The sequence below is a fragment of the Halovivax asiaticus JCM 14624 genome (genome assembly GCF_000337515.1).
Classification (GTDB): domain Archaea; phylum Halobacteriota; class Halobacteria; order Halobacteriales; family Natrialbaceae; genus Halovivax; species Halovivax asiaticus.
The window spans coordinates 23,381-49,199 of record NZ_AOIQ01000017.1; the positions used below are offsets into that span (position 1 = coordinate 23,381).

Annotated in this window: 20 protein-coding genes and 3 tRNA genes; 9 read left to right on the forward strand and 14 right to left on the reverse strand. The window is 65.0% G+C overall.

Features of this window, described 5'->3' with window-relative positions:
• Nucleotides 1–417: 417 nt before the first annotated feature.
• The 3 genes from C479_RS10355 to C479_RS10365 form a co-directional block, all read right to left on the reverse strand.
• Nucleotides 418–522: transfer RNA gene (locus C479_RS10355), tRNA-Ile, on the reverse strand.
• A gap of 56 nt (nt 523–578) precedes the next feature.
• Entirely contained in the window at nt 579–1,169 is a 591-nt protein-coding gene (locus C479_RS10360) for a MogA/MoaB family molybdenum cofactor biosynthesis protein (protein ID WP_007701958.1), read from the reverse strand.
• 98 nt (nt 1,170–1,267) lie between these two features.
• Nucleotides 1,268–1,340 (reverse strand) — tRNA-Asn (locus C479_RS10365).
• A gap of 133 nt (nt 1,341–1,473) precedes the next feature.
• Here C479_RS10365 and cca point away from each other — a divergent pair.
• The gene (cca, locus tag C479_RS10370) at nt 1,474–2,892 is read left to right on the forward strand and encodes a CCA tRNA nucleotidyltransferase (protein WP_007701961.1); all 1,419 of its coding nucleotides are present in this window, start codon (nt 1,474–1,476) and stop codon (nt 2,890–2,892) included.
• Nucleotides 2,893–2,955: 63 nt separating this feature from the next.
• On the opposite strand, the gene C479_RS10375 is transcribed toward cca, so the two are convergent.
• From C479_RS10375 to C479_RS10390, 4 genes are all read right to left on the reverse strand, one after another.
• Entirely contained in the window at nt 2,956–3,966 is a 1,011-nt protein-coding gene (locus C479_RS10375) for a histone deacetylase family protein (protein WP_007701964.1), read from the reverse strand.
• Between the two features lie 7 nt (nt 3,967–3,973).
• A complete protein-coding gene (locus C479_RS10380; protein WP_007701967.1) occupies nt 3,974–4,405 on the reverse strand; it encodes a histone in 432 nt (143 codons plus the stop codon).
• Nucleotides 4,406–4,477: 72 nt separating this feature from the next.
• Nucleotides 4,478–5,908: a single-stranded DNA binding protein gene (locus C479_RS10385; RefSeq protein ID WP_007701968.1), complete on the reverse strand. Its 1,431-nt coding sequence runs from the start codon at nt 5,906–5,908 to the stop codon at nt 4,478–4,480.
• Nucleotides 5,909–6,068: 160 nt separating this feature from the next.
• Nucleotides 6,069–6,641, reverse strand: coding sequence for a hypothetical protein (locus C479_RS10390; RefSeq protein WP_007701971.1), 573 nt, complete (start codon nt 6,639–6,641; stop codon nt 6,069–6,071).
• 175 nt (nt 6,642–6,816) lie between these two features.
• Between C479_RS10390 and C479_RS10395 the strand changes: the two genes are divergently transcribed.
• Together C479_RS10395 and C479_RS10400 are read left to right on the forward strand one after the other, a co-directional pair.
• Nucleotides 6,817–6,889: transfer RNA gene (locus C479_RS10395), tRNA-Arg, on the forward strand.
• Between the two features lie 558 nt (nt 6,890–7,447).
• Nucleotides 7,448–8,164, forward strand: coding sequence for a DUF726 domain-containing protein (locus C479_RS10400; protein WP_007701974.1), 717 nt, complete (start codon nt 7,448–7,450; stop codon nt 8,162–8,164).
• Nucleotides 8,165–8,286: 122 nt separating this feature from the next.
• Here C479_RS10400 and C479_RS10405 read toward each other — a convergent pair whose 3' ends face one another.
• Both C479_RS10405 and C479_RS10410 read right to left on the reverse strand, forming a co-directional pair.
• Nucleotides 8,287–8,970, reverse strand: a complete 684-nt coding sequence (locus tag C479_RS10405; protein WP_007701976.1) for a hypothetical protein — start codon at nt 8,968–8,970, stop codon at nt 8,287–8,289.
• Nucleotides 8,971–9,016: 46 nt separating this feature from the next.
• On the reverse strand, nt 9,017–14,497 hold the full coding sequence (locus C479_RS10410) for a S8 family serine peptidase (RefSeq protein ID WP_007701979.1): 5,481 nt from the start codon (nt 14,495–14,497) through the stop codon (nt 9,017–9,019).
• An 829-nt stretch (nt 14,498–15,326) separates the two neighbouring features.
• Between C479_RS10410 and pyrH the strand changes: the two genes are divergently transcribed.
• From pyrH to C479_RS10425, 3 genes are all read left to right on the forward strand, one after another.
• Nucleotides 15,327–16,052, forward strand: coding sequence for a UMP kinase (pyrH, locus tag C479_RS10415; RefSeq protein WP_007701982.1), 726 nt, complete (start codon nt 15,327–15,329; stop codon nt 16,050–16,052).
• A complete protein-coding gene (gene lysS / locus C479_RS10420; RefSeq protein ID WP_007701984.1) occupies nt 16,049–17,881 on the forward strand; it encodes a lysine--tRNA ligase in 1,833 nt (610 codons plus the stop codon). The genes pyrH and lysS overlap by 4 nt, the downstream gene beginning before the upstream one ends.
• 124 nt (nt 17,882–18,005) lie before the next feature.
• Nucleotides 18,006–19,808, forward strand: coding sequence for a site-2 protease family protein (locus C479_RS10425; protein WP_049907242.1), 1,803 nt, complete (start codon nt 18,006–18,008; stop codon nt 19,806–19,808).
• A gap of 125 nt (nt 19,809–19,933) precedes the next feature.
• On the opposite strand, the gene C479_RS10430 is transcribed toward C479_RS10425, so the two are convergent.
• Nucleotides 19,934–20,455, reverse strand: coding sequence for a PadR family transcriptional regulator (locus C479_RS10430; RefSeq protein WP_007701989.1), 522 nt, complete (start codon nt 20,453–20,455; stop codon nt 19,934–19,936).
• Nucleotides 20,456–20,602: 147 nt separating this feature from the next.
• Between C479_RS10430 and C479_RS10435 the strand changes: the two genes are divergently transcribed.
• Nucleotides 20,603–22,168: a heme-binding protein gene (locus tag C479_RS10435; protein ID WP_007701992.1), complete on the forward strand. Its 1,566-nt coding sequence runs from the start codon at nt 20,603–20,605 to the stop codon at nt 22,166–22,168.
• Between the two features lie 24 nt (nt 22,169–22,192).
• Here the strand turns inward: C479_RS10435 and C479_RS10440 are convergent, their stop codons facing one another.
• Nucleotides 22,193–22,372 carry a hypothetical protein gene (locus C479_RS10440; protein ID WP_049907243.1) on the reverse strand — a complete coding sequence of 60 codons (180 nt, stop codon included), beginning with the start codon at nt 22,370–22,372 and terminating at the stop codon, nt 22,193–22,195.
• 217 nt (nt 22,373–22,589) lie between these two features.
• On the opposite strand from C479_RS10440, the gene C479_RS10445 reads away from it, so the two are divergent.
• On the forward strand, nt 22,590–23,162 hold the full coding sequence (locus C479_RS10445; RefSeq protein WP_007702006.1) for a putative glycolipid-binding domain-containing protein: 573 nt from the start codon (nt 22,590–22,592) through the stop codon (nt 23,160–23,162).
• A 131-nt stretch (nt 23,163–23,293) separates the two neighbouring features.
• Here the strand turns inward: C479_RS10445 and C479_RS10450 are convergent, their stop codons facing one another.
• The 3 genes from C479_RS10450 to C479_RS10455 form a co-directional block, all read right to left on the reverse strand.
• Nucleotides 23,294–23,878: a peroxidase-related enzyme gene (locus C479_RS10450; protein WP_007702007.1), complete on the reverse strand. Its 585-nt coding sequence runs from the start codon at nt 23,876–23,878 to the stop codon at nt 23,294–23,296.
• A gap of 245 nt (nt 23,879–24,123) precedes the next feature.
• Nucleotides 24,124–24,288 carry a DUF6757 family protein gene (locus C479_RS16550; protein ID WP_007702009.1) on the reverse strand — a complete coding sequence of 55 codons (165 nt, stop codon included), beginning with the start codon at nt 24,286–24,288 and terminating at the stop codon, nt 24,124–24,126.
• Nucleotides 24,289–24,389: 101 nt separating this feature from the next.
• Nucleotides 24,390–25,262, reverse strand: a complete 873-nt coding sequence (locus C479_RS10455; RefSeq protein ID WP_007702010.1) for a PHP domain-containing protein — start codon at nt 25,260–25,262, stop codon at nt 24,390–24,392.
• 235 nt (nt 25,263–25,497) lie between these two features.
• Here C479_RS10455 and C479_RS10460 point away from each other — a divergent pair, with 235 nt between their 5' ends.
• A complete protein-coding gene (locus tag C479_RS10460; RefSeq protein ID WP_007702012.1) occupies nt 25,498–25,785 on the forward strand; it encodes a DUF5789 family protein in 288 nt (95 codons plus the stop codon).
• Nucleotides 25,786–25,819 lie beyond the last annotated feature (34 nt).

Here is a 25,819-nt window from a genome sequence, read left to right on the forward strand (position 1 = left end):
TATGTGTGTCTGGTCGAGTGAAAAATGCGACTACCCAGGAGGTAGCGAAACGACCCCGAGTGCTGCGGCTATCGGGCTCGTCGCGCGGCGGGCGGCGAGAGGGGTTTGAACACCGGGCGAACCGCGAATCGGCTCGTCATAGAACGAATCGTGAGGGAGATTTGGACGATTGCCAAAATACGTGTTGGTTCCACACAGGACGATACTTCCCCTACGAAGGGCCCCAAATCGATACCTCACGCGGACCACTCTGTTTCGGCTATAGAAATAGCCAGACGGCGGCGACCCGCAGGTGGCCGCCACCTGGGCTCCACTTTCGAACCCCTAATTTCCGAATTAGTGAAACGGGGTATTATATGGGTAAAGTGCCCGGAAAACGAACTTCCGGGGACGGTCACAAATCGAGTAGTTGCTGCATGGGCCCTGTCGGATTCGAACCAACGACCACTCGGTATCCCACGAACCCGGGGACACCGGCTTCGTTATGAGCCGAGCGCTCTTACCAGACTGAGCTAAGGGCCCTCGTATCAGGGGAGTTCCGCCACGGTAGTAACAGTTTCTGTCCGGCGCGACTCCCCTCACTCCTCGTCGCCGTCCTGCATCGTTTCCTCGACTGTTGTCCGATGCGCGGTGGCCACGCCAGCGAGGTGTGGCGCTTCGGGGACGATCAACTCTTCGCAGGCCGTTTCGCAGGCGCTCTGACTCCCCGGGAGACAGAATACCGGCGTGTCCGCGGCGAGCCCGGCGGTCGCTCTGGAGGCCATCGCTCGCGTTCCGACTTCTTCCCACGAGCGCATGCGGAACAGTTCGCCAAACCCGGGCAGTTTGCGTTCGAACAGCGACGAAACCGCTTCTGGCGTGACGTCGTCCACACTCACGCCCGTTCCGCCGGTCGTCACGACCACGTCGATCTCCCGGCGGTTGACCAACTCCCGTACTGTGGAACGGATCGTCGCGGAATCGTCCCGGACCAGCACCCGCTCGCTGACCTCGTGTCCCTCGCCTTCGAAACACGTCGCGACCGTATCGCCGCCGGGATCGTCGGGTGAGCCGTCGGACTCCGCCGCCTGCGCTGCTCGCGAGCTCGAGACGGTGACAATGGCGACGTACAATGGGTTGACGACGTCGTGACCGTGCTGGTCAGTCGTTCGCCGCTCTGAAGGCGTCATATCGACCCTTCGTCGCTCGACCGCGAAATAGGCTGGGTGCCGGAAATATTGTCTTCGCTCGGAGCTACCGCTCCTCGCGAGTAGTGTTCGAAAAACAGCGCCGAAGCCAGGACTCGAACCTGGGACAACCTCGTTAACAGCGAGGTGCTCTACCATCTGAGCTACTTCGGCTCGATTTCGAGTAGACGAGAGTGTTTCATAGGGCTTTCGCTTTGCCGGCCTGCGAATCAGTTGCACGCAGGGCGCCCGAGCGGGCCGTGGTGCTTCGATACGTTTTCCCGACGGGCCCGCGAAGCTTCGGTCGATGAGTACCGACGGTGACGACCGGCTCGCGGACGTGCTGTCGACGGTTCTTGATCGCGTCGAACCCGACGCGGACGAACGGGCCGCGCTGGACGCCGTCGCCGATTCCCTGCTCGATCGGGCCGAGACGGCGGTGACCGAGCGTCATCCGGACGCGGACGTCATGCTGGTCGGCTCGACGGCACGGGACACCTGGATCAGCGGGGATCGAGACATCGACGTCTTCGTGCGCTTTCCGGCAGATATCGACCGCGAGACGCTCGAACGGGATGGCCTCGCGGTCGGGCACGAGACGCTCCCCGATGGGCACGAGGAGTACGCCGAGCATCCGTACGTGACCGGCGAGCGCGATGGCTTCGCGGTCGACGTGGTGCCCTGCTACCGTCTCGACGATGCGACCGACATCCGGTCGGCCGTCGATCGAACGCCGTTCCACACGACGTACTTGCAGGAACGACTCGATCCCGCCCTCGCTGCGGAGGTGCGCCTCGCGAAGGCGTTCCTCAAAGCGATCGGCGTCTACGGGAGCGACCTCCGAACGCGCGGCTTCAGCGGCTACCTCACGGAATTACTCGTTCTCGAGTACGGCGGCTTTCGCCCCCTCCTCGAGGCGGCGGCCGACTGGCATCCGCCGATCCACCTCGATCCCGAAGCGCACAGGGCGCCGCGCGAGACGGCGTCGCCGTCTCGTGACCCGGAGGTCGACGATGTCGACCTCCCCTTCGACGATCCGCTGGTCGCCATCGATCCCACCGATCCGGAGCGCAACGTCGCCGCGGTCTGCTCGGCCGAGAACGTCGCCCGGTTCCAGCACCACGCCCGAGCGCTCCTCGCCGATCCCGAACTCGACCATTTCGAATCTACCGATCCGGCGCCCTTCACACCCGCGGAACTCGAGACCGTGCTGGCCGACCGCGCCACCACGCCGGTCGCGATTCGGTTCGACGCACCCGATCTCGTCGACGATCAGCTCTACCCACAGCTCGAGCGGTCGCGAGCTGGGCTCGTCGACGCACTGAACCGGCGGGGGTTCGACGTCTGTCGGAGCGCCGCCTGGGCCGCCGAGACGGCTGTTCTCTGGGTCGAACTCGCCATCGCGGAGCGCCCGGCGATCGAGCGTCACGAGGGGCCGCCGGTCCACGTCCGTGAGCATGCCGAGGGATTCTTCGACGCCTACGCCGACGACCCGGACGTCTACGGCCCGTTCCTCGACGGCGATCGCTACGTCGTCGAACGCGAACGCGAGTATCGGACTGCCCCAGCGTTCCTCGGGAGCGACGCTCTTTTCGGCGTTCGTCTCGGCGCCCACGTCGAGACCGCACTCGAGGACGGCTACGACGTGTTGCAGGGCGACGACGTCACTGAACTCTGTGCAGAGTTCGGGGTCGAGCTGGCGAGGTACGTTCGACCGACGGTCTGACCGTCGGCACGACTCACGTTGGGTTCTGCCGACAGGTTCGTCGTTCCCGTCCCGATGGATTCCCTATCGTTCGAGACCGTGAGCGGACGCCACGTCGTTGAGGAGTGCGTCGACCGACTCGTCGATCCCATCGTCGGGTTCGATCGGCTCGCGACCGTCGAACGTCTCGTGGACGAGTGCGACGCTGTCGGCGAGGACGTCCAGACTGTAGCCGCCTTCGAGGACGACTGCCAGTCCGGCGTCGACGGTTTCGGCGATCGACCGGGCGCGATCGGCCATGAGTGCGTAGGCTTCCGTCGTGAGTCGGACCCGCGAGATCGGATCGTGTCGGTGGGCGTCGAACCCGGCGCTTAGCAGGAGGAGATCGGGGTCGAAGTCACGAAGTGCCGGCCCGAGCAGTTCGTCGAAGACGGCCAGATACGCGCTGTCGGTGGCTGAATCGGGCATCGGGACGTTTATCGTGGTTCCTTCACCGGCTCCTTCGCCCGTCTCGTCGACCTCGCCGGTGCCGGGGTAGAGCCCATCTTCGTGGATCGACGCGAAGAAGACGTCTTCGCGGTTGTAAAACAGATCCTGCGTGCCGTTCCCGTGGTGGACGTCCCAGTCGACGATCGCGACTCGATCGGCGCCGCCGTCGTCGATGGCGTGCTGGGCGGCGACGGCGACGTTGTTGAAGAAGCAAAAGCCCATCGCGTCGTCGACGACGGCGTGGTGGCCCGGCGGTCGCCCGATGGAAAATGACGTCTTTCGCCCGACCTCTCCAGCGAGTGCTTCGTCGGCGGCCCAGCAGGCGAGTCCGGCGCTCTGCAGGGCCGCGTCCCAGGTCGCCTCGACGGCGCTGGTGTCCGGATCCCACTCGCCACCGCCATCGTCGCAGAACGAGCGAAACTCCTCGACGTACGCCGGGTCGTGAATCGCCTCGATAGTCTCGACGGACGCGGGGTCACTCTCGACGTAGGAGACGCCGTGGACGCTCGCGAGGCGGTCGCGAATCGCGTCGAGACGGGTCGGTGCCTCGGGGTGGCGCGGGCCGGGGTCGTGTCGCAGACAGGTCTCGCTGTACCCAAAGCGCATCAGGTGGTCACTCGAAGAGGGCGAAGTAGGTCTCGATGTCGTCGTCGATGATGGTGCGTCGGTCGGCGTGTCGAGCGAGAATCGCCGCCGCCCGGGCGACGTTGTCGGCGAAGTCCTCGAGGATGTCCGCGAGGGCGATCCGGGCGTCCATCGACACTCGATAGCGGTCGTCGATGTCGAGGCGTGCGATCCGGTCGACGGGAGCGATCGGGAGCGTCAACTCGTCGTCGTCGATCACCGTCTCGACGTCGAAATCCTCGGCCATGAGGGTCTTTCTGCCGTCGGCTTCGGCCTGTTGTGCGGCCGTTTCGGCGAGGTTGGCCCCGTGGAGCTGGATCCGCCGTGCCAGTTCTTGGGCGGCGTCGGCGCTGACGCGCAGCTCGTCCGAATTTCGGCGGATAACCGTGTCCACCGGCGCGAACGGCAACTCGACGTTCATACGAAAACGGCCGCGTGTGACCCCCTTAACCCTTCCGTCACTGACCGGTCAGGGATCGGGGGAACCCGGTTGCTAGAAGAGTTCTTCGGCGTCGATGACGCCGTCGTCGACCGGCCCACGGGCGGTCACTTCTTCGCCGAGACCGACGTCGGTCCCGGAGTCGACGCGCATCGTCGTCTCGCCGTCGTCGAGGATGATCGGCTCGCCCGCTTGCACGACGACGCCAGTGAACTCGATCTCCTCGCCGTCCGCCGGGCCGTTCGATTCGGCCGGATCGGCGCTCGTCTCGCCGGTATCGTCCGAATCCGACGCTGACGACTTCGACCCATCGCCGTCGGCGAACGACGAGAGGCTCGAGGAATCGCTGCCCCCTTCCGAGTCACTACCTGCGTCGGTCTCGGCCGCGTTCAACACGGTGATGGTGGAGCGCCAGCCGGCGGAGGCTTCGAGGTCGTCCTGCCAGCCGTCCTGGATCTCGACGTCGGCCAGCGCGACCTCGTCGCCGGGGCCGATGTCGATGTCGGCCTTTTCGCCCCAGAGCGCGACCCGGAGGTCACCCGTCGCGTCCTGCACGCGGATGTTTCGAACCTGTCCTTCGGAGCCGTCATCGCGGTCGAAGGTGCGAACCGGGTCAGCCGAACGGACGACGCCTTTCAGGTCGACCGTCTGGTCGATCTCGACGTCCTCGATCGGTGTGCTGTCCGGGACGTACTGGACATCTTCGTCGACAACCTCGACCGTCCCCTGATTGCCGACGTGGAGTTCGAGGTTTCCATCGCGTTCTTTGACGTAGCCGTCGACCACCTCGACGACCTCGCTGTCGTCGATTTCGGTCGCGAGATCGGCCTGCTCGTCCCAGAGGGTGACGCGCACGCGTCCCGTCTCGTCGCCGAGGGTGAGGTTCGAGACCTTCCCCTTCGAGCCGTCGTCGCGGTCGAACGTGCGTATCGAACCCGTCTCCAGCACCTCGCCGACGAGGGTGACGTCCGAGAGCCCGATCGTGAGGTTCTCGACGGTGTGTGTATCCGAGACGTTCACCTCGATCTCCGTGTCGTCGTCCGGCTGGGCCTCGTCGACGTTGACCTCGACGCCGCTGTAGCCGTCCTTCGGTCGGCCCTTGATCCGGAGCACCTGTCCCGCTTCGAGTTCCTCGACGGCGGCTTCGGCGCGCTCGTCCCAGAAGGTGATCCGGACGGCCCCCGTCTCGTCGGCGACGTCGACGTTGACGACGCGGCCGTCGTCGTCCTCGCCCTCGCGTTCGAAGGTCTTCACCTCCCCGACGTTCGTCACCTTCGCGACGAATTTCACCTCTTCCATTCCCGGTTCGATGTCTGCGATCCCGCCGACCTCGCTCTCGCCTACCTCGTGGGCGACGAGCATGGCGGCCGTCTCCTCGTCCGCGAGCCCGCCCATCTGCTCGACTTTGGCCTCGACGGCCTCGCGAAACTTCTCGAGGGAGACGTCCGCCTCGAGATCCTCGTAGATCCCCTCGATGTCGCTCATGCTATGCCCGAACAGGACGCAACCGCGCATAAGTATTGTCAAACGCGCTGGCTGGTTCGCGACGAATCGGCACCCGGAGGCGGGTACCCGCGAAGAAAAGGGTCCGGCGTGAGTTGGGGGCGTGTCGTCAGCGGGACAATGATTGTGAGGGGGAACTGGGCTACAGCTCGGTGTCGGCGGCGGTCGTCTCGTCGACCCGGTCGGTGTGAACGACGACTACCGAGGTCGCCTCACCGTCCGTGACATCGACCGTCGCCTTGTAGTCGATCTGACTGATCATCTGCGTACACGTGTCGGCGTCCGTCTTCTCGAGCCCGACCCTCACCGTCAGCGTGCCGTCTTCCAGCGTCGTGCCGGTGACGACAGCTTCGTGACACGGCGTCGCTGCTTCGAGCTGGCCTTCGATAGTGACAGTCTCGCCGTCGGCCGAGACCGTCGCCGTCGCCTCGACGTTTCGCTCGTCTTCGACCGGGTCGTCGAGTTCGGTCTGTGAGAGCGTCTCGATCGAATTCGTCGTCGACTCGTTACCACTCCCCTCTTCGGACTCGTTTCCGTCGTCGGATTCGTTCCCGTCATCCGACCCGTTGTTTCCATCGTCGATCGATTCGTTGCCGTCGTCGGACGGATCCTCCTTTTCATCGTCTCCATTGTCTTCGTCGTCGGTTAGACAACCAGCGACGAGTGGGATTGTTGCTGTACTTCCGAGGCCTGCGAGCAGTTTACGTCGGCGCATACCCCCACTTCGATGCCTATTATAAAACCACTTCTGGATGGTGAAATAGAGATTTTACCATCTGTATTTTACTGTCTCGCGGGCGTGCCGTATCAACATTATCGCGATGCAATCACCGGACTGCACGTGTCCGTTTCGAAAGGGCTTTAACCGAACCCGCGATAGGAATATTCGAGTCCTGGTAGGGTAGTGGACTATCCTCTTGGCTTGCGGAGCCAGGGACCGGAGTTCAAATCTCCGTCAGGACGCTTCTTCCACATCAACACCTTGAGCAGCGCGAAGCGCTGCGAAAACGCGTTGTGGAAGAAGCGATACGCGGAGATTTGAGCAGACGAGTCGCAGTGCGCGTAGCGACCAACGGGAGCGAGCGCAACCGTCTCGGCGAGTTCAAATCTCCGTCAGGACGCTCACTCCTCATGCGAGGTCCGAGCGAACGAAGTGAGCAAGGACCTCGATCAGATGAACGGTGAACGAAGTGAACCGTGAGTCGCGGATGCTTCGCAGCGCGGAGCATCCGCTTCGTCTTTCGGTCCTGACGTGCCTTACGCTCACGTCCGTTCGCGTAAGACTCCGTCAGGACGTTTCTCTTCAGCACACCACTGCGAGCGTAGCGAGCAGTCTGTGTTGAAGGACACTCAAACACGGAGATTTGAGCAGACCGGTGGCAGTGTGAACGAACCCCCCGATCGTCGGTCTCAGGTCAGACTCCCTCGTCGAAACGACTATCGGCGCTCGACACGCATCGCAACCTGTCTGGTCAGCGACCCGTCTCGACGCCGCTGGCTGTTCGACGATCGTTCGATCCAATGACTGACGGTGACGCTCCCGTGGTGGACCTGACCGAACCCGCCCCGACGACCCCGGCCGAGTTCTGGGACGGTGATACCGTCTGTCTCTTCGTTCACGGCTGGTTCGGGCGGACGGTGAGTGGCGGGTACGCCGCCAGCTTCGAACGCGCGTTCGACCGTCGCGGTGTCGAGGTCTCGGTCGTCCCGGCCCAGTGGGACGCACACACGATCAACTTCTGGCGGGCGCGCCGGCGGGCGGACGCTGCCGGCGGTCGGCTCGCCGACCGGCTTCGGGCGATTCGTTCGCGGGCGCCCGACGCGACCCTCGTCGTGCTCGCCCACTCGCTCGGCGCTCGCGTGGTCCTCGAGGCGCTCGTCGACCTCGCTGGTGACATCGTCGTCGATACCGTCTCCCTCCTCGCCCCCGGCGTCGACGCCGATTCCGTCTGCGATGGGGGCCGGTACGCAGCCGGCATCCGCGAGTCGGCCACACGGGTGCTGTCCTATCACTCCAGAACCGATCGGACCGTGTGCTGGCTCTACCGGCTCCTCTCGTGCAACGTCGGGCTCGGGTGCCGTGGCGTGGACTGTCGTGACTCCCCGGCCGGTCACCCAACGATTTTCGAGAGCGTGGACGTCACCGACGTCGTCTCTGGGCACGAGGCGTACGTCGAACCCGGCGAAAACACCCAGTGGGCCGATCGACTCACTGCGGATCTCTGGAAAGGCGAGTGACTAGCCGCTCGACCAACCTGCTCGCGGCGCTCGCACTGTGTGTCCGTTATGTATCGAGGGATCGCTAGCAGTTGGGCAATGAGCCGTCGAAAAACGCCCACTGCGGGCGTCAGGAGGTGCCGTTACTGGCGCCGATCGAGCAGGGCGAGGCTCGCGAGCAGGCCGAGGAAGGCGCTGGCGCTTCCGAAACCAGGCATCGACGACGCATCGTCGTCAGCTGGCGATCCGGAGCCGTCGTCACCGTCTTCGCCGGTAGCTTCGTCGCCGTCCGAGTCTCCATCGTCAGCCCCGTCGCCTGCGTTCTCGTCGTTGTCGTCCGTCTCCTCCGACGTTGCTTGGGCGGACCCACCGTCATCGCCGTCGCTATCCGATGGCGGGGCGCCGAATCCACCGCCGCCACCGCCTCCGGGTGCGTCGCCGACGACGAGGTGGAATTCGTCGTCGCCGCTCGCCGTCCACGCGGCGTTCTCGTTCGCCGCCTCGCCGTCGACGAGGAAGGTGATCGTCTTGTTCTCGTCGCCGTTCTCGCCGTGGACGACGAGCTTCTCGTCGCCGACGGTGGGGCCGCCGTAGGTTCCATTCTCGGAGACGACGATCTCGCCACGCTCCTCGCCGTCGATCATGGCGACGATCTCCGTGCCGGGCGATGCTGGCTCGCCGTCGACGTACACCTCGCCGTGGAACGAGTGTGGCGGTGGCGGCGGATCGTCGCTCGCTGCGATCGGGGCGGCGGAAAGCGTACTCACCGCGACCATGGTAACTATCACGACCAGGGCGATCGTTCGGATTCGTGAGTTCGGGTGCATTGGATCAGTGGTGTATCGATAAATGGGTGGTCAGGAATCGATGCGTCTAGCCGACGATGGCGCCGGTCGGTGCGGGGCCGATCGCCGGAGCGGTGGCCGACGCGCTCGTCTCGCTCTCGCCCGCGGGTGCGATGCCGAACGCGAGGTCAGCGCCGTGTTCGACGGAGTTCGCGAGCAGCTGGTTGCCCGCGTCCGTGAAGTTCCCCCCGTCGGTGAAGTAGTCGCGCGCGATGGCCGTGTTCAGGATCTCGTTTCGATCCGCGTCCACCGCGACTGCGCCGCCTTCGTGTTCGCCGTCGGTGCCGGCGCTCCAGTCGCCGTCGGCGAGGACCGTTCCGCTGTAGTCGTCGAACCAGGCGCCCCAGGTCGTCGAGCCGTCGTAGACCGTGACGGTGTCGCCGGCGCTCCCGATATCCTCGAAGATCGGGTGATCCGCATCGATGTCGAGTTCGACCGGTTCACCGTCGGTGGCCGTGGCCTCGGCGGTCCTGACCGCCGGATCCTCGCGGATGTTGTGGAGCCGGTAGACGCCGTCCGCGTAGGCCTCGGACGTGCCACCCTGGTAGGAATCCAGGTAGATCGTCGCCTGATCGGAGCCGAGCGCATCGGTAAAGTTCTGAGCGAGTTCGTCGCTCCCGAAGCGCTGGACGACGAAGACATCGTAATCGCCCATCGAATCCACGAGCTGGTCGGCCGTGAGCGTCTCGACCGTGTAGCGGCTGTCGAGTCGCTCGTCGAGGACGCTCTCGATGGCACCTTCGTGATAATTCGTTTCGTCGACGACGGCCACGTTCACCTCGTCGGGCAGCGTCGGCCCGTCGTCGCCGTCGTCATCGTCAGACGACAGCAGGTCGAGTTCCGAATAGATCTCGTCGGTCGTTGGGTTCCGTTCGAGGTCGACGCTGTGCTGATATTCGTCGTCCTCGCTCTCGATGTGGACCCAGTAGCCGCCGAACGGGTTCACCTCGGCGTCGCCGTCGTACTCGTCGCCGAGTGCGTCGACGGTCTCACCGAGGTGGTTCGACCCGTGCTCGTAGGCGACGTGGACGTTGTCGGGGCTGTTCGAGTTCCCGAAGCCGTCCGCCGTCTCCGTGTAGGCGGTCGGGCTCACCAGGTTCCAACCCTGGTTCAGGTTCTCGGAGCCCGGCAGGGTGAAGTCGTCTTCGACCTGGAAGTCGAGGACGGCGGCACCCGCGTCGGCGTCGGTGACGAGGATCGCCGAGAGCGAACTCAGGTCGTGGTTGTCGTTCAGCTGGTTCCACTTCCCGTCACCGGAATCGTAGCCGTAAGCCGTCCCGCCGAAGTCGTCGCCGAAGACGTCGCTGACGGTCTGATCGGTCGTGCCGGGCACGCCGATCGTGTACGTCCCGCCTTCGTCCATGACGACGTCGACGGCGATCTCAGTCGTGTTTTCGTCGACGCCGTCAGGCACTTCGGTCAGGAACGGATCGTAGACGACGTCGCCGCTGACGCCGTTGTTCGCGACCGGACCGCGGTCGCCGAACCAGTTGTGACGTGCGTCTAACGCGTCTTCGCCGGTGTGGGCGATGGCGGTCTCGGTTGCTTCGAGGTCGTTGAAGCCGATCGAGACGCGGTCGCTCGAGACGTCACCCGTCTCGATCCCGGTCTCGGCCGCGATGGCGTTCATCGTGGCGTCGACGCTCGTGAACGAACCGGCAATCGAGAGCCCGGTCGTGGTGTTGGTGACCTCGTTGTGCGAGAGGTCGGCCACGCTGGCGTCGTTCTCGACGGCGATGGCAGTCTCCGCTTCCGTCACGCTGTTCTCGGTGACTGCCGCGACCGACCCGCCGTCGATGCCGATTCCGACGCCGACGTCGGTGGCGTCGGTGCCGGTGATCGTGTCGACGGCGCTGTCGGTGGTGCCGATGCCCACCGACGCGTTCGTCACGGAGTTGTTCGTCACGGTGATGGCGTCAGCGCCATCGATCCCGATGCCGTGCTCGCCCGCGTCGATCGACGTCTCGGAGACGTCGACGAATTCGGAGTCGGCGACGCCGACGCCGATGTCGGTCGCCGAAACCTCGGCGTTCGTCACGGAACTGTTCTGGCTGTCCGAGACGGCGATGCCGGTCGCGGCGTCCGAGACGCTGCTGTCGGAGACGCTCGCGCCCGTCGCGCCGTCGAGCGAGATGCCGCTACTGGCGTTCGACACGCTCACGTCCGTGACGGTGGCGTCGGCCGCCGTGACGGCGACGCCGCCGTTGCCACCGGCATCGACGTCGAATCCGCTCAGGCTGACGCCGTCGGCACCGATCGAGACGGTGTCACCCGAGGCGTCCTCGGGGGCGACGATCGTCGGCGTCGCGCCGTCGGCGCTCGTGAGCGTCAGGTTTCGCGTCTCGTCGATCGTGACGGCCTCCTCGTAGGTGCCGTCGGCGACGACGATCTCGGCGCCGTCTGGTGCGAGGTCGACGGCCTCCTGGATCGTTCCGACGTCACCGGGCACGTCGAGCGGCGCGTCGTAGACGGCCGTGGGCCCGGTCGTCAGGACTATCTCCTCGCCCTGTCGGTCGACGAACGTGTGTTCGAGAACGACGGAGCCGACCGCACCGTCGTCGACCTCGACGTGGACCGTGTAGTCCTCTTTCGTGGCGTAGTCGGGGTAGGATCGCCACTCGTCGAAGGCGTTGACGGATCCGTCGAGATACAGCATCAGGTCGTCCTGGTCGATCGTCGAGGACTCGTGCAGGCTCGTCGAGACCTTCTCGAGGCCCTCGACGTCGAAGGTCGCGCCGACGTCGTCACCCTCGGCGACGTGGTCCAGTTGGTCTTCGACGATGCGAGTGTGCGGCGGCTCGGCCGCCCAGGTGACGGCGTTGCCGAAGATCGCATCCGCCTCGGCCGTGTAGTCGCCCGCGCCCACGAAGGTCGTGAGGCCGGACGTCGTGAGGAGGACGCTCTGTTTCTCGGCGTCGATGCCGAGACCGGAGCCATCCGTGACCGAACCGGACTGGACGTTCCCGATGACCTGGCCGTCGTAGCCGTCGAACCAGGTCGTGTCGGCGAAGCCGGCGGTGTGGAGCTGGACCTCCTCACCTGGTTCGCCGACGCCGTCGAAGATCGGGTGGTCGGCCAGGATCTCCATGCTCGGGTTCGGCGCGGAGAAGCCCTGATCCGTCTCGGCCGGGTTCCCGACCGCAGCGGATTTCGACGGGACCGCATTGCTGCCCGATCCCCACTGGTCCATCCAGACGACGCCCGTCAGCGCGTCGTCGGTCGCGTCGACGAACGCTTCGGCGTCGTCTTCCGGAATATTGTGGACGACCCAGCCGTCGTAGGAGGCGGGATCGTTGGCGAGTGCATCGCCGGCGTCGTCGTAGACCGCGTCGACCTCGACGTAGCCGGGCGTGTTGTCCTCGATCCGACTGACGAGCGTGTCGGTGGCCGACGAGGAGTCGTCGAGCACCGCGACCGAGTAGACGTCCTCGAAGACGGTCGTCGGTCCAGTCGTCAGCTCGCTCTGGTCGCCGAGTCCGTCGAACGTGTGGTGCAGTTCGATGTCCCCGACGCCGAGCGAGTCGGTCTGGGCGACGATCGTCAGTTCGCCGGTGAACGGTTCGTCGAAGTCGTGCGGTTCACCCACCGTAACTTCCTCGCCGTTGACGGTGAGGGTGAGATCGCCGTCGTAGCCGCCGAGGTTGTCGATCGTGATCGTCTCGACGTTCGCCACGTCGGCGGTCACGTTGAACGAGTCGCCGCGGTTGACGTCCTCGGGCTGGTCAGCAAGCAGGTTGATTCCGAGCCCGTCGGCGAGCTCGAAGTCCTGCTCGACGAAGGTCTCGTTGTCCGGAATCTCGACGGTCGCGTTCGTCTCGGCGTAGCCGAAGCCGTTGGCCGTCACCTCGTAGGTGTCGGGCTGGGCCAGTAGCTGGTAGCTCCCGTTCCCGTCCGTCTGGACGGTTTGGCCGGCGTCGAGGGAGACGGTCGCGCCCTCGATCGGCTCGCCCGACGAGTCGGTCACCGTCCCGTTGATCCCGCTGTCGAGCGCCACGAGGGCGGTCGCGGCGGGGACGTCGATGATCCCGCTGCCGTAACGGTTGTCTCGCTCGTCTTCGGGCTGGTCCCAATCGTCGGGTTTCCAGGCCGTCTCCTCTAGCGCGTCGACGATCATGTCGTTGTCGGCGGCGCCGCCCGAGGCCGAGACCATCAGACCGACCGCGCCGGCGACGTGCGGCGTGGCCATCGACGTTCCCGAGAAGGAGCCGTCGTAGTCGCCGCCGGGGATCGAACTCAACACGTCGACGCCGGGCGCGGCGACGGCCGGTTCGGTGTACTGGTCCGGCCAGTAGTCGGGGGCATCGTCGCCCCACGCGTCGGCCGTGTCGATGTGCTCGCCGAGCGAGAACGACGCGACGTCCGCGTTCGCGTCGACCGCACCGACGCCGAACGACGAGTAGTAGTTACCCGGCGAGCCGCTGTATCCCGGTGGGGCCGGGTCGAACGGACCCTGGTTGCCGATCGCGGCGATGACCAGCGTGCCGGCGTCGTTGGCGTTCTCGACGACGTCGATGAGCTCTCCGTTGTAGCCGCTCGCACCGAGGCTCATCGAGACGACGTCGGCATCCTCCTCGGCCGCCCATTCGATACCGCCGGCGATCTGGGCGAACGAGCCCGAGCCGCCGGGGAGCACCATCCCGTGCATGATGTCGGCCTCCGGTGCGACGCCGTAACTTGGGACGTCGCCCGCGGTGTCTTCGGCGCCCGAGACGGTGCCAGTGACGTGCGTCCCGTGTTCGCCGCTGTCGTGCGGTTCGGAGCCTTCGACCTGGTCACCGTTGGAGTCGAACTCCGCCCACCCGCCCGGGTAGGTCGGGTCCGACTCGTCCTCGGTGTAGAGGTCGAGATCCGGGTGACCGACGTCGACGCCCGTGTCGAGGACGGCGATCTTTGCGCCCTCACCCTGGGTACCGAACTGCGACCAGGTCTCGGTCGCGTTGATCTGGTCGAGTCCGTACGTGACGTTCTCGTTCTGGGGTGACGGGGTGAGTTCGGACGCACTGGCGCCCCCGTCAGCTTGCCCTCCGTCAGCGGTTTCACCGCCAGGGAGCGAGAACTGCATGTTCTCGTGGATCCGTTCGACGTGTGGCTTGTTTGCCATCTCCTCGAACAGATCGTGCTCCCTGGCCGCGTCGGTGTCGACGGAGATTAGGACGGCGTTGGTCACCCAGAAATCGTTCTGGACGGCGACGCCCTGCGTCTCTCCGGCCCACTCGGTAAAGTCAGCTTGCGTGTTCTCGGCCGTCGATTTGAGCGTCGACTCTACCTCGGCGGCTGTCGACGCCGCCGCCAGGTCCGCATCCTCGAAGCGGACGATCGCCTCGATCCGCTCTTCGGATTCTAGCAACTCGTCTGAAATTTCGACGGACGCCGTCGCGTCCGGTGCGGTACTCTTCATCTCGACGCTGTTGTCGAGATCCGCCTGTGTCGTTTCTCCTCCGAGGTTGCCCCCCGCGAACGCCATTGCGGGCATGGAGCTCACCATGAGGATCGCGAACACGAGTGCCATGACCCTGATCAGGGTCGAGTGCTGTGTACCTCTCATGTCTCTGCACTGTGTGTCGTCCTCTCGTGACACACATCGTGACACCCATCATAATCTCTGTATTAATCATTCGTGAACTTGTCTACCATTGATTATTATTAATTCCATAGGGGGTGGTGCTGGCTATATTTATCGAGTTTTGCTGGCCTAACGAAACGTCTCCATTCACCGCCAATCTGAAAATTACTTATCTAGACGCCATAACTATAGGGAAATCTAGAGATATTCTCTCATTTAGATTAATTGAAAAATAGCCAATAATGAACACTTGTGTTCATTTATCCGTCCGTTACTCTGGTAAAACTAGCCATTAACAATTTCTGTTCGGTTTATACTGTTCCTAATGTCTTAAAGTGGTTCCCGTAACGGGTTCTCTATGGCCATTATTGTGGTGGGTCGCTAGCGGGGTTCTGCTTACGTCGGGCTACTCACTCACCCAGTTGTCTCCGCAGAAATCGGGGGCTACTACATCTTCTCTGTTTCCGTCTTCGCACCTCGCGGGTCACTTCGTTCCCCGTTCGATAAACGTGGACTTTCGGTCCCCTCGCGTCCACGCACTTCGCGGGTCGTTCCTCCCCGCTCGATAACCGTGAATCCTCGCTTCGCTCGGATCCACGCACCTCACGGATCGCTTCGCTCTCCGTTCGGTAGCTGGCGGCCCTCGGCGTTACTCCGGACCGCCCACTTCGCGGCTCCCGGTGGTCGCCGCTCAGAAAGTCGAGGGCCTTCGCGTGCGCTCAGGCCCTCGCACTTGACAACCCTTAAGATTCCAACCGAGTTACGACGCGACAGCATGAAAGTAGTCGTCTCCATCGGTGGCAGCGTGTTGATGCCCGAACCCGGTTCCGAGCGGGTGTCGAAACACGCGGCCGTCGTCGAGGACCTCGTCGCCGAGGGCTGTCGCGTGGGATGCGTCGTCGGAGGCGGCGGCGTCGCCCGGGAGTACATCGGGGCGGCGCGGGATCTCGGCGCGAACGAGATCGAACTGGACCAGCTCGGTATCGACGTCACGCGCCTGAACGCACGCCTGTTGATCGCGGCGCTCGGCGAAGATTCCGTCACGGCGCCGGCCCACGACTACGAGGAGGCCGCGGAGGCGCTCCGACGGGACGGACTCTCCGTCATGGGCGGCGTCGCACCGGCCCAGACGACCGACGCCGTGAGTGCCGCCCTCGCCGAGTACATCGACGCCGATCTCCTCGTCTACGCGACGAGCGTTCCCGGCGTCTACAGCGACGATCCCAACGAACACGACGGCGCCACGAAGTTCGAGGAACTGACCGCGAGCGACCTCGTCGATGTCGTCGCCGACCTGGAGATGACCGCGGGCGCGTCCGCACCAGTGGACCTGCTCGCGTCGAAGATCATCCAGCGCTCGGGGATGCGAACCATCGTCATCGACGGCACCGACCCCGACCGGATCGCCCGCGCCGTTCGCTCCGGATCGCACGACGGAACCGACGTGATCCCAACGAGCGCCGGCGACGAACCCTCCTACTGGGCACTCGACGACCGATGAGCGCAGACGACGCCACAGCCGATCCTGGAGCCGACGCCGCAGCTGATTCTTCGGGCGAGGGCGGGGCCGCCGAAACGAACCCGTACACGCTCCAGCGCGGCGACGGCGAGGGCGGGGCCGACGATCACCACGTCTTCTGGGCCGACGCCGTCGCCGACCGGGTGGAAACCCGCATCGAACGTCGGATTGAGTCGGGCGAGCGCGATCCCGACGATCCGATCGTCATCAAAGGCGGCATCTCGCCCTCTGGCGTGCCACACCTTGGTAACGTCAACGAGCTCATGCGCGGCTACTTCGTCGCCGCGGTCCTCCGCGAGCGCGGGCACGAGGTCCGACAGGTCTTCACGGCCGACGATCGCGACCCGCTCCGGAAACTTCCCCGTACGCTCGCCGACCTCGACGGCAATCTCGTTGACCTGGGCGAGGTGAACGCGGGCGCACTCGGACGCAACCTCGGTCATCCGTACACCGACATCCCGGACCCCTTCGGCTGCTGTGACTCCTACGGCGACCACTTCGCGACGATCATCGCACAGAGTGCCGACGCGATGGACATCCCCATCGACTTGCTCTCGAACACGGCTCTCTACGAGGACGGCACGTTCGAGGCCGTCACCCGTTATCTTCTGGAACATCGCGACCGCGCACGCGAAGTCCTCTCAGACTATCAGGACTCGGTCGACGCCGACGGCGACTACGTCCCGTTCAACCCGATCTGTGCGAACTGCGGGAAGCTCACCGAGACGGTGACGAGCGTCGACGTCGATAGCGAGGCGCGAAGCGCCTCGAATAGTCGAGCGGGGAGCGAAGCGACCCGCGAGACCACTACCGCGGCAACTGTCGACTACGAGTGCACCGACCTGGAGGCCGGCGAGCAGACGATCGAGGGCTGTGGCCACGAGGGCACGGCCACCCTGCGCGAGGGCAAACTTCCCTGGCGCTTCGAGTGGCCCGCCCAATGGGAGGCGCTCGACGTCGACTTCGAACCGTTCGGCAAGGACCACGCCGAGGGCTCCTGGCCGAGCGGCGAGGACATCGCCAGGACCGTTCTCGAAAACGAGCCGCCGGTGCCGATGGTCTACGAGTGGTTCACGTTAGACGGCGAGCCCTTTTCCTCCTCGGAAGGAAACGTCGCCCTCGTCTCCGAGGTCCTCGAACTGATCGAACCCGAAGTGCTCCGGTACTTCTTCGCGAAGGATCCCTCGAAGGCCCGCGACTTCAGCATCGAACGGCTCGACCAGCTGGTCGACGAATTCGACCGCTTCGAGCGCATCTACTTCGGCGAGATCGACGCGAGCGAGGACGAGAAACGCTTCGCGGAGCGGGTCTACCCGCTCGTCGTTTCCGAGCCCGACCCGGACCGAATTCGCCTCTCCTACACCTTCGCCGCCGTCCTCGGCATGACCGAGGAGCCATCGATCCGCGAGGAGATCGCTCGCACAGAGGGCCACATCCCCGACGACGCGCCCGAGTGGGCCGTCGACGCCGCACTCGATCGGGTCGAACACGCACAGGCGTGGGCGCGCCGGACGGGCAACGAGTTCGACTACGAACTCAAACGCGCCGCGATCCCGGCCCACGACTTCGACGACGCGACCGGGGCGGCGCTCGACGACCTCGCCGACTTCGTGGCCGACGGCGGCGACGACCCCGAGGAGTTGCAAGGCGAGATCTACGAGACGGCCAAGCGCCACGACGTCCCCGTCGGTGACTTCTTCGCTGCTGGCTACCGCCTGTTCTTCGACGACGAGCAGGGACCGAAACTCGGCCAGTTCCTCGCGAAACTCGATCGCGACTTCGTGGTCGATCGCCTCCGGCGAGAGCGGTGACCACTCCCGCTCGGCCGGTTCGTTGGTTCGCGAACTAATTCGGCTCTGTGGGCGAGTTGCGTGTGACGGAGTCCCGAAGCGCCAGACCCAAATCACTCGAAACCGTGAGCACTGACGACGACCAATGCATGCTGCCCTCTCTGCCGGATTTGTCCCCGAACTTTTCGGATCGACGCTCGTGACTTGGGTGCTGATCGGGATCGGGCTCTACTGGGCGGGACTCCTCGCCCTGAAACAGCGCGGCGTCCTGCCAGAGTGGATCGGGACGCAGGGACCGATCGTGACGTTCCACACGAAACGGGGTCGCGACTTCCTCGACTGGCTGGCCCAGCCGAAGCGCTTCTGGCGAGCGTGGACGAACCTCGGCGTCGGTATCGCGCTCGTCGCGATGGTGGGGATGTTCGTATTCTTGCTGATCTCGGCCATCAGCGCCCTGCTGGCCCCGCAGCCGACTGGCATTCAGCAACCCCAGAACGTCCTGGTCATCCCCGGCGTCAACGACTTCCTCCCGCTGTCGGCCACGCCGGGTATCGTCGCCGGGCTGTTCATCGGCCTCGTCGTTCACGAAGGCGGCCACGGACTGCTCTGTCGGGTCGAGGACATCGACATCGACTCGATGGGCGTCGCTATGCTCGCCGTGTTGCCGATCGGGGCGTTCGTCCAGCCGGACGAAGAGAGTAGCGACGCGGCGAGTCGGGGCGGCCAGACGCGCATGTTCGCCGCCGGCGTCACCAACAACTTCGCCGTGACGATCCTCGCCTTTCTCGCACTGTTCTGGCTCGTTGGGTCGGTTATCACCGTCGCCCCGGGTGCGGCCATCGGAGGCGTCGTCGACAATTCACCCGCCGAGGCAGCCGGCATCGGCGAGCACGATCGAATCACCCACGTCGACGGACAGGCAGTCGCGGACAATCAGGAGTTCATCGACACACTCGACGAAATCGACGCGGGGACGATCTCCGTCACGATCGACGGCGAACGCGAAGCGACCGTCGACCGGGCACCGATCGTGGTCTCGACGCTCTCCGACGGCCCTGCGGGCCTGGGGCTGAACGAGCGAATCCTCTCGGTCAACGGCGAAGACGTCTCGACGCGTGAGGACCTCGTCGACGCCGTCGGCCAGGCCGAACGCGTCTCGATCACCACCCGGGCTGCAGACGGATCGACCGAGACTCGTGAGGTTCCGATCGGCGCCTCGATGCAGGTACTCGAGGGCAGCCCGCTGGCAGATGCCGGGGCCCCGGTCGACTCGTTCGTCGTCGTGACGACAGCCGACGGCGAACGCGTCCACGATGGCTCGGCCCTCGAATCGCTGATCGAGGAACGCGACGGCGAATCGATCGAACTGACCGGCTTTCTGAACGGCGAACGGGTCAGCTTCGACGTGACGGCCGACGCGGACGCCACGCAGTTCGGCCCCGCCGTTCACTCCGGAATCTCGGGGATGCAGGTCAACGACATCGGTGTCCAGTTCTATCCGGTCAAGACCTTCCACAGTGTCCTCGGCGGCGATAGCCCGAACGGTTTCGGCTCGCTCGGGGAGACGTTCTTCGGCAAGATCTTTATCGCCCTCATGCTCCCGATCATGGCGATCGCTGGCATGCGCTTTAACTTCGCGGGCTTCGCCGGCGGCGTCGAGAACTTCTACGAGGTTTCGAGCGTCCTCGGCGAGCCGGCTGTCTTCGCGATCGCGAACATCCTGTTCTGGACCGGCTGGATCAACCTCAACCTCGGCTTTTTCAACTGTATCCCCGCGTTCCCGCTCGACGGCGGGCACATCCTGCGTACCTCGACAGAGGCGGTCCTCTCTCGGATTCCCGGCATCGAGGCGACGCGTGGGATGGTCCGCGTCGTCACCACCGTTGTCGGCGTGACGATGCTCGCGACCTTCCTCGTGATGGTCTTCGCCCCCTCGGTGCTTCACTGAGACCGACGTGGTCGCTCGTCGGTATCGCTGGAATTTCCGTCTCAATTCTCGACGGGGAGTCGCCGCGGCGATGCTTTGGCCGGTCGTGCCTCCGGCGCTTCCCCGCCGGCGTCACGTGAACTCCCTCACTCCTCGTCGAGGCCGTGGCGCTCGTAGAACTCCGTCGGTGTCTCGTCGAGACGATCGAAGTCGGCGTCGAAGTAGTGTTCGTGGTGTCTGGCGACCTGTTCGACGATCCAGCGGCTGAAGTCCTCGTCGAAGTGCCAGGTGTTCTCGAGTTCGGGGACCGTAAAGCGCTCGTCGGTCGCGATAACCGCGTAGACGTGGTAGAAGCCGAGGATGACGTCGGCGAACTCGCGGGCGGTGTCGGCGGTTTCCTCGCGCCGGTCTGCGAGTTCTTCGGCGCCGTCGTCGGTGAGTTCGAAGTACTTGCGATCCGGTTCGTCCTCGCGTTCGATCCGCTCGGCCCAGCCCTTCTCCTCGAACTTGTAGAGGATGGGGTAGACCGATCCGTAGGACGGTTCCCAGTGGCCACCGCTCAGATCCTTGATCTCCTTGAGTATCTCGTACCCGTACCGTGGCTTCTCTTCGAGTAGCTCGAGGACGAGATAGGCGATGAGTCCCTTCGGTGGTCCACTTTTCCGCATACGCCCGTCGTTTGAAACGGAAGTTGGTAAAGCGTTTCGGTACTCTGCAAAACCGTCGGTTTCGGCGGCCGTTACCCCGACGCGTGGCGGTCTGGGTGACCGGGCGAAAACCGGTCTTTCTTGACGATGCCGTCCGAAGGTCTCCGTATGGACCGACGGACGCCACCGGATACCGCGGAAGGCTGGTACATGCTCCACGACTTTCGGACCGTCGACTGGGACGCCTGGCGCGAGGCGCCCGCCCGACGGCGTGAACGAGCGCTTGCGGACGGTGTCGCCTATCTCGAGGCCGCCGAGGCGGTCGCCGACGCGGATTCGGGTGGGTCGACGAGCGTCGCCGTTCTCGGCCACGAGGCCGACCTGTGTTTCATTCACCTCCGCCCGACCCTCTCGGACCTGAACGCACTCGAACGCCGGTTCGAGCGCACCGAACTCGCGGCGTTCACCGAGCACAGCGACTCGTACGTCTCGGTGACGGAAGCCTCGGGCTACGGCGGCGCGAACGACTACTTCGATCCCGACGCCGAGGCCGATCCGGGCATGAAGCGCTACATCGAGTCGCGACTCCACCCCGACATCCCCGACGCGGACTACGTCAGCTTCTACCCGATGGACAAACGGCGCGATCCCGAGTACAACTGGTACGATCTGCCGTTCGACGAGCGTGCCGAGCACGTGTCGAGTCACGGCGACATCGGCAAGACCTACGCCGGCAAGGTCCGCCAGATCATCTCCGGCAGCGCCGGCCTCGACGACCACGAGTGGGGCGTCACGCTCTTCGCCGACGACCCGGCCGACATCAAGGACCTGCTCTACGAGATGCGCTTCGATCCCTCCAGTTCGAAGTTCGCCGAATTCGGCCGCTTCCGCATCGGCCGGCAGTTCGAGCCCGCGAAGCTCGGTGCGTACATGGCCGGCGAGTCGCTGACCGGCGAGCCGTCGGAGGCCACCGACTCGCCGCACGCGACCGGCACGGGCCGCGAACACGGCGGCGAAGCGGACGGCTTCCCACACGGCAACGAGTCGGGGAGGTCCCACGGCGACGGATCGCACGACCATGACCACGGCCACGGCGGTGACCACGCACAGGGCGACGACGCCGGGGGCGCGCCCGACGGCGTCCGGAGTGAACTCGAAGACCTCGGCGTCTACGCCGGGAAGCCCCACGGCGAGGACGTCCACGCGGTCGTTCTCTACTCCGCGGCCGACCCCGACGAACTCTTCGCCGAAGCCGACGGCCTCCGGACCAATTTCGACCACTACGATACGCACGTGATGACGGCAGTGTACGAACCCACCGAGGTCGCGAGCGACGACGCCGAGACTGCCGTCGCCAGCCTCTGGGAGACCGAGAGCGCCGCGGAGACCGCGGCCGGCTTCCTCGCGGACCTGCCCGAGGTAGTACGGCAGGCTGGAGACGGGGCGGATGATTCCTGGGGAACGATGGGGATGTTCTACACCGTCAAACCCGACTCCCGAACGGACTTCGTCGACACCTTCGCCGATGTCGGTGAGGCGCTTTCGGGAATGGACGGCCACCGCAAGACCGACCTCCTTGCCAATCGTGAGGACGAGAACGATATGTTCATCGCCAGCCGCTGGGATTCCCGTGAGGACGCGATGGCGTTCTTCCGCAGCGACGACTTCGCCGAGACCGTCGAGTACGGGCGTGACGTCTTGGAAGAACGGCCGCGGCACGTGTTCCTGGCGTAACGGTCTGGCTTTCTCCGTTCTGCCTCAGATATTTCCGTCCGGCTCGTAGAAGAAGTAGCCAGCAACGCCCGCGATCCCGAGGAAGAGCGTGATGACCGGCCAGTTTCCGCGCTCCTCGCCGGTCAGGTGAGCGTGTGCAGTGACGAAGATCGCGAGTCCGACGTGGCCGACGAGCGTCGCGAAGAGGAAGTACTGGACTTGCATCTCGTCTCCGCACATCGGAGTTGTCGTCCCTAAGCGGTTACGGAACTCTCGTCTCTGGCGTCCGGAAGCGGATGGTGGCTGCTGGTTTCTCGAAATCGTATCGAGCTGGTGAATTCGGTTCGATGCCCGCTCTCCCGGGCGGCCCAGGTTACCGCTCTTATAGACACCTTTGGACACGATAGACAAACCCATGCGATCTGCGTTAGAACCGCTCAGTATGGAGCGAGATGTCTACTGGCGGCCGGTCGACTCTGTCGGGCTGGAACACCTCCACTATGTGGAGACCGAGGCTGGTGTGGAAGCGACAGGCCTCGTGTTAGCGCACGCTGACTCCGAGCCGTTCCACCTCTCTTACCGGGTCGCCTGCGATCAGACCCACCGGGTCACTGACGTCGAACTGGAACGCCTCGACCGGAGCGAACCCTCGCTCGCACTCCGTGCGACGGAAGGCGGGAACTGGACCAGCAGGGAAAACACTCCGATTCCGGCGATCGAAGGCTGTATCGACGTCGATATCGCCGTCACGCCGTTCTCGAATACGATCCCGATTCGGCGGCTCGGACTCGACGTCGGCGAGACGGCCCGACTTTCCGTCGCGTACGTCTCCGTTCCGGCCCTCGGCGTCGACCGTGTCACGCAGCGATATACTCGCCTCGATGATCGTCCATCGGGTCGACGATGCTACCGGTACGAGAACCTCTCGAGCGGATTCTCGGCGAATATACCGGTCGATGCCGACGGGCTGGTGATCGATTACCCGGGCGCGTTCGATCGGGTGGCCGTCGAATAATTCGTCATGGAGTCAGAGAAACAACTCCGATGGCGCGGCGTTTCGTGAATTCGATGGCGATACCTGGTCCAGTGGTGTCGAGTCGCTTCGCGACCCACACTGAGCCATCGATGGTACCGAGTCGACGTTTCTTACTCTCCGCCGCGCCCGAGCGTGTGGAACTCCTCGTTCGGGCGCATATCGGCGAACATGGCCATCCGGTTCGAGAGGTTGAACAGCGCCGTCACGGCCCCGATGTCCCAGATTTCCTCCTCGGAGAAGCCGGCGTCGGCGAGTTCGTCGAGGTCCTCGCGAGTGACTTCGGCCGGTCGCTCGGTGAGTTTCACGGCGACGTCGAGCATCGTCCGGTGCTGGTCGCTGATATCGGCGGTGCGGTAGTTTGCGACGAGCTGGTCGGCCAGCAGCGGGTCTTCGGCGTAGATGCGCACGAGGGCGCCGTGAGCGACGTTGCAGTAGTAGCAGTGGTTGACGCCCGAGACGGCGACGATGAGCATCTCGATCTCCTCGCGGGCGAGCGCGGCGTCGTCGACGATCGCGTCGTGGTACGCGAAGAAGGCCCGGAAGTGCGAGGACTTGTAGGCGAAGCCAGCGAAGACGTTCGGGGTGAAGCCCGCGCGCTCGGTCTCCTCGGCGATGCGTTCTCGAAGGTCCTCGGGGAGGTCCTCGAACTCGGGTACCGGGAAGTTCCCCATGGCGTCGGCTGAGAGGTCGACCATACGGCCGGGTGGGGTCGGCCGTCGCTTAACGGTTGCGTCGCCCGCTGTCGGAGCACGACCGGTGATTGGTGTGGTCGCGCTCGACTCCACCGGGTCGAGACTCTTGGGAGCGGGAGCCGGCTGACAGTCGTTCGGGGTCGTGAAGCGGGCGTGGAGACGGCTGTCGGGGCTAGTGAGCGGGGGACAGTGTGTCGAATGCAGCTGGAGGGCGAGGGACAGTGAGTGGTGAGGGACGTCGGTGGCCGTTACTCCGTTCGGTCGACGTCGACGTGTTCTTTGAGGGCGTCGAGACCGTCGGCGTCGGCGAGTTCCTCCAGGCGCTCCTGGAAGTGGGTTTCACAGAGACCCACCGTCACTCCGTCCGACTCGGCGGCGAACGCCGCCGGTCGATCGCAGTAATGACAGTGCATACCCCGCCTAGATCCCCGACCGATTTGAACCCACCGCTCGGGACCGACCCTGCCGCTATCGCCGATCACGTTGGCGCCCGGCAGCGATGTGGCTCCCTCGATCACCAGCCTGGTGGGGCGAGACGGTCGTACTGGGCCCGGTCGAGTCCGGCGAGCCCGAACCGATCGCCGTGCGCGTCGCTCCCGCCGGTTGCGAGCAGGTCGTGTCGCTCGATCGCCCGTTCGACGACCGCGGTATCGACCGTCCGACCGTAGGGGTAGAAGCGTTCGACGGCGTCGAGTTCGCTCGCCAGGTCGAGCGCCGCACTCGGGTCGCGGTAGCGAAGGGGATGGGCGAGCGCGACGACGTCGCAGGCGTCGGCGAGCAGTCGTCGGCCGCGCTCGAAGCTCGGCAGCTCCCGCGAGACGTAACAGGGCCCGTCGCTGCCGATCAGATCGTCGAACGCGTTCTGGTAGTCGAGATCGGTGTCGGGGTGGTCGTCGATCGCGCGCGCGACGTGTGGGCGACCGAACCCGTCGTCGATCGACACGTCGAATTCGATCCCCAGCCGGTCCGCGACGCAGTCGACGATCGCTCGACCGCGTTCGCGTCGGTTCTGCTGGATCCGATCGATCGTCGACTCGAGTGCACTCGTCCGTCGGAGCCCGTAGCCGAGCAGGTCGACGGCCTCGCCGTCGGCGGGTTTGACCCGGAGCTCGATTCCGGCCACGAGTGTCACGTCGGCGCCCTCAGGAGGTGTCTCACCGGCTGTGCTCTCGCCAGGTCCAGCCGGCGCGGCGCCGGCATCAATCCACTCGGTGGCTTCGATCGTCGGTCCCGCGAACGGCGTCTCGACATCGTGGTCCGTGATCGCGACCACCGAGAGTCCCGCTCGCGCCGCAACCGCCGGGACCGCTTCGGGGTCGAGTGAGCCATCTGATCGTGTCGTATGCACGTGAAGATCGGCGTAGGGTCCTGGCAGCCCCGATGTCATGACTGAGCCGACGCGTGCCGGAGCCAAAGCGGTTGGGTCTCCCGTGCTGTTGCCGCTTCGGCCCGGCACCGGTCGGGTCGGTCCAGATCCCAGACTGTCGTCCGCTCATGGGTTCCACCGTCTACTCACAGGTTCCGCCGTCTCTCTCTCTCTCTCTCTCTCTCTCTCTCTCTCTCTCTCTCGATATCTATAATGGACAATAGTTAAGGTTGGGCCCGGTGTGGATCCCGCCGCAATGCACTTGCCCGGCACCGTCACGCTCGCGGACGAACTCGAGTACCCGGCGACGACGGACGAACTGATCGCCGCGTACGGCGACCAGCCGATCGAACTCCCGAACGGCACCGAGACGGTCGGCGACGCGCTCGGACGAATGTCCCAGGAGACGTTCGAGTCACCCGACGAATTCCGGCTCACCCTCCAGAGCGCGCTGAGCGATAAGGCGGTCGGCCGCGTCGGCTACAGCGATCGGGATCCGAATCCACCGGGGAGCGTCTACCAGCCCCAACAACTCTCCTTCTGAGACGGGTTCTCTCGCGACTTTCGACGCTGATCGG

Excerpts from the sequence above, each read along its gene's own strand:
- C479_RS10360 (WP_007701958.1), bottom strand. The coding sequence starts at position 1,169 with ATGACGCCTTCAGAGCGGCGAACGACTGACCAGCACGGTCACGACGTC.
- cca (WP_007701961.1), top strand. The coding sequence starts at position 1,474 with ATGAGTACCGACGGTGACGACCGGCTCGCGGACGTGCTGTCGACGGTT.
- C479_RS10375 (WP_007701964.1), bottom strand. The coding sequence starts at position 3,966 with ATGCGCTTTGGGTACAGCGAGACCTGTCTGCGACACGACCCCGGCCCG.
- C479_RS10380 (WP_007701967.1), bottom strand. The coding sequence starts at position 4,405 with ATGAACGTCGAGTTGCCGTTCGCGCCGGTGGACACGGTTATCCGCCGA.
- C479_RS10385 (WP_007701968.1), bottom strand. The coding sequence starts at position 5,908 with ATGAGCGACATCGAGGGGATCTACGAGGATCTCGAGGCGGACGTCTCC.
- C479_RS10390 (WP_007701971.1), bottom strand. The coding sequence starts at position 6,641 with ATGCGCCGACGTAAACTGCTCGCAGGCCTCGGAAGTACAGCAACAATC.
- C479_RS10400 (WP_007701974.1), top strand. The coding sequence starts at position 7,448 with ATGACTGACGGTGACGCTCCCGTGGTGGACCTGACCGAACCCGCCCCG.
- C479_RS10405 (WP_007701976.1), bottom strand. The coding sequence starts at position 8,970 with ATGCACCCGAACTCACGAATCCGAACGATCGCCCTGGTCGTGATAGTT.
- C479_RS10410 (WP_007701979.1), bottom strand. The coding sequence starts at position 14,497 with ATGGCACTCGTGTTCGCGATCCTCATGGTGAGCTCCATGCCCGCAATG.
- pyrH (WP_007701982.1), top strand. The coding sequence starts at position 15,327 with ATGAAAGTAGTCGTCTCCATCGGTGGCAGCGTGTTGATGCCCGAACCC.
- lysS (WP_007701984.1), top strand. The coding sequence starts at position 16,049 with ATGAGCGCAGACGACGCCACAGCCGATCCTGGAGCCGACGCCGCAGCT.
- C479_RS10425 (WP_049907242.1), top strand. The coding sequence starts at position 18,006 with ATGCATGCTGCCCTCTCTGCCGGATTTGTCCCCGAACTTTTCGGATCG.
- C479_RS10430 (WP_007701989.1), bottom strand. The coding sequence starts at position 20,455 with ATGCGGAAAAGTGGACCACCGAAGGGACTCATCGCCTATCTCGTCCTC.
- C479_RS10435 (WP_007701992.1), top strand. The coding sequence starts at position 20,603 with ATGGACCGACGGACGCCACCGGATACCGCGGAAGGCTGGTACATGCTC.
- C479_RS10440 (WP_049907243.1), bottom strand. The coding sequence starts at position 22,372 with ATGCAAGTCCAGTACTTCCTCTTCGCGACGCTCGTCGGCCACGTCGGA.
- C479_RS10445 (WP_007702006.1), top strand. The coding sequence starts at position 22,590 with ATGGAGCGAGATGTCTACTGGCGGCCGGTCGACTCTGTCGGGCTGGAA.
- C479_RS10450 (WP_007702007.1), bottom strand. The coding sequence starts at position 23,878 with ATGGTCGACCTCTCAGCCGACGCCATGGGGAACTTCCCGGTACCCGAG.
- C479_RS16550 (WP_007702009.1), bottom strand. The coding sequence starts at position 24,288 with ATGCACTGTCATTACTGCGATCGACCGGCGGCGTTCGCCGCCGAGTCG.
- C479_RS10455 (WP_007702010.1), bottom strand. The coding sequence starts at position 25,262 with ATGACATCGGGGCTGCCAGGACCCTACGCCGATCTTCACGTGCATACG.
- C479_RS10460 (WP_007702012.1), top strand. The coding sequence starts at position 25,498 with ATGCACTTGCCCGGCACCGTCACGCTCGCGGACGAACTCGAGTACCCG.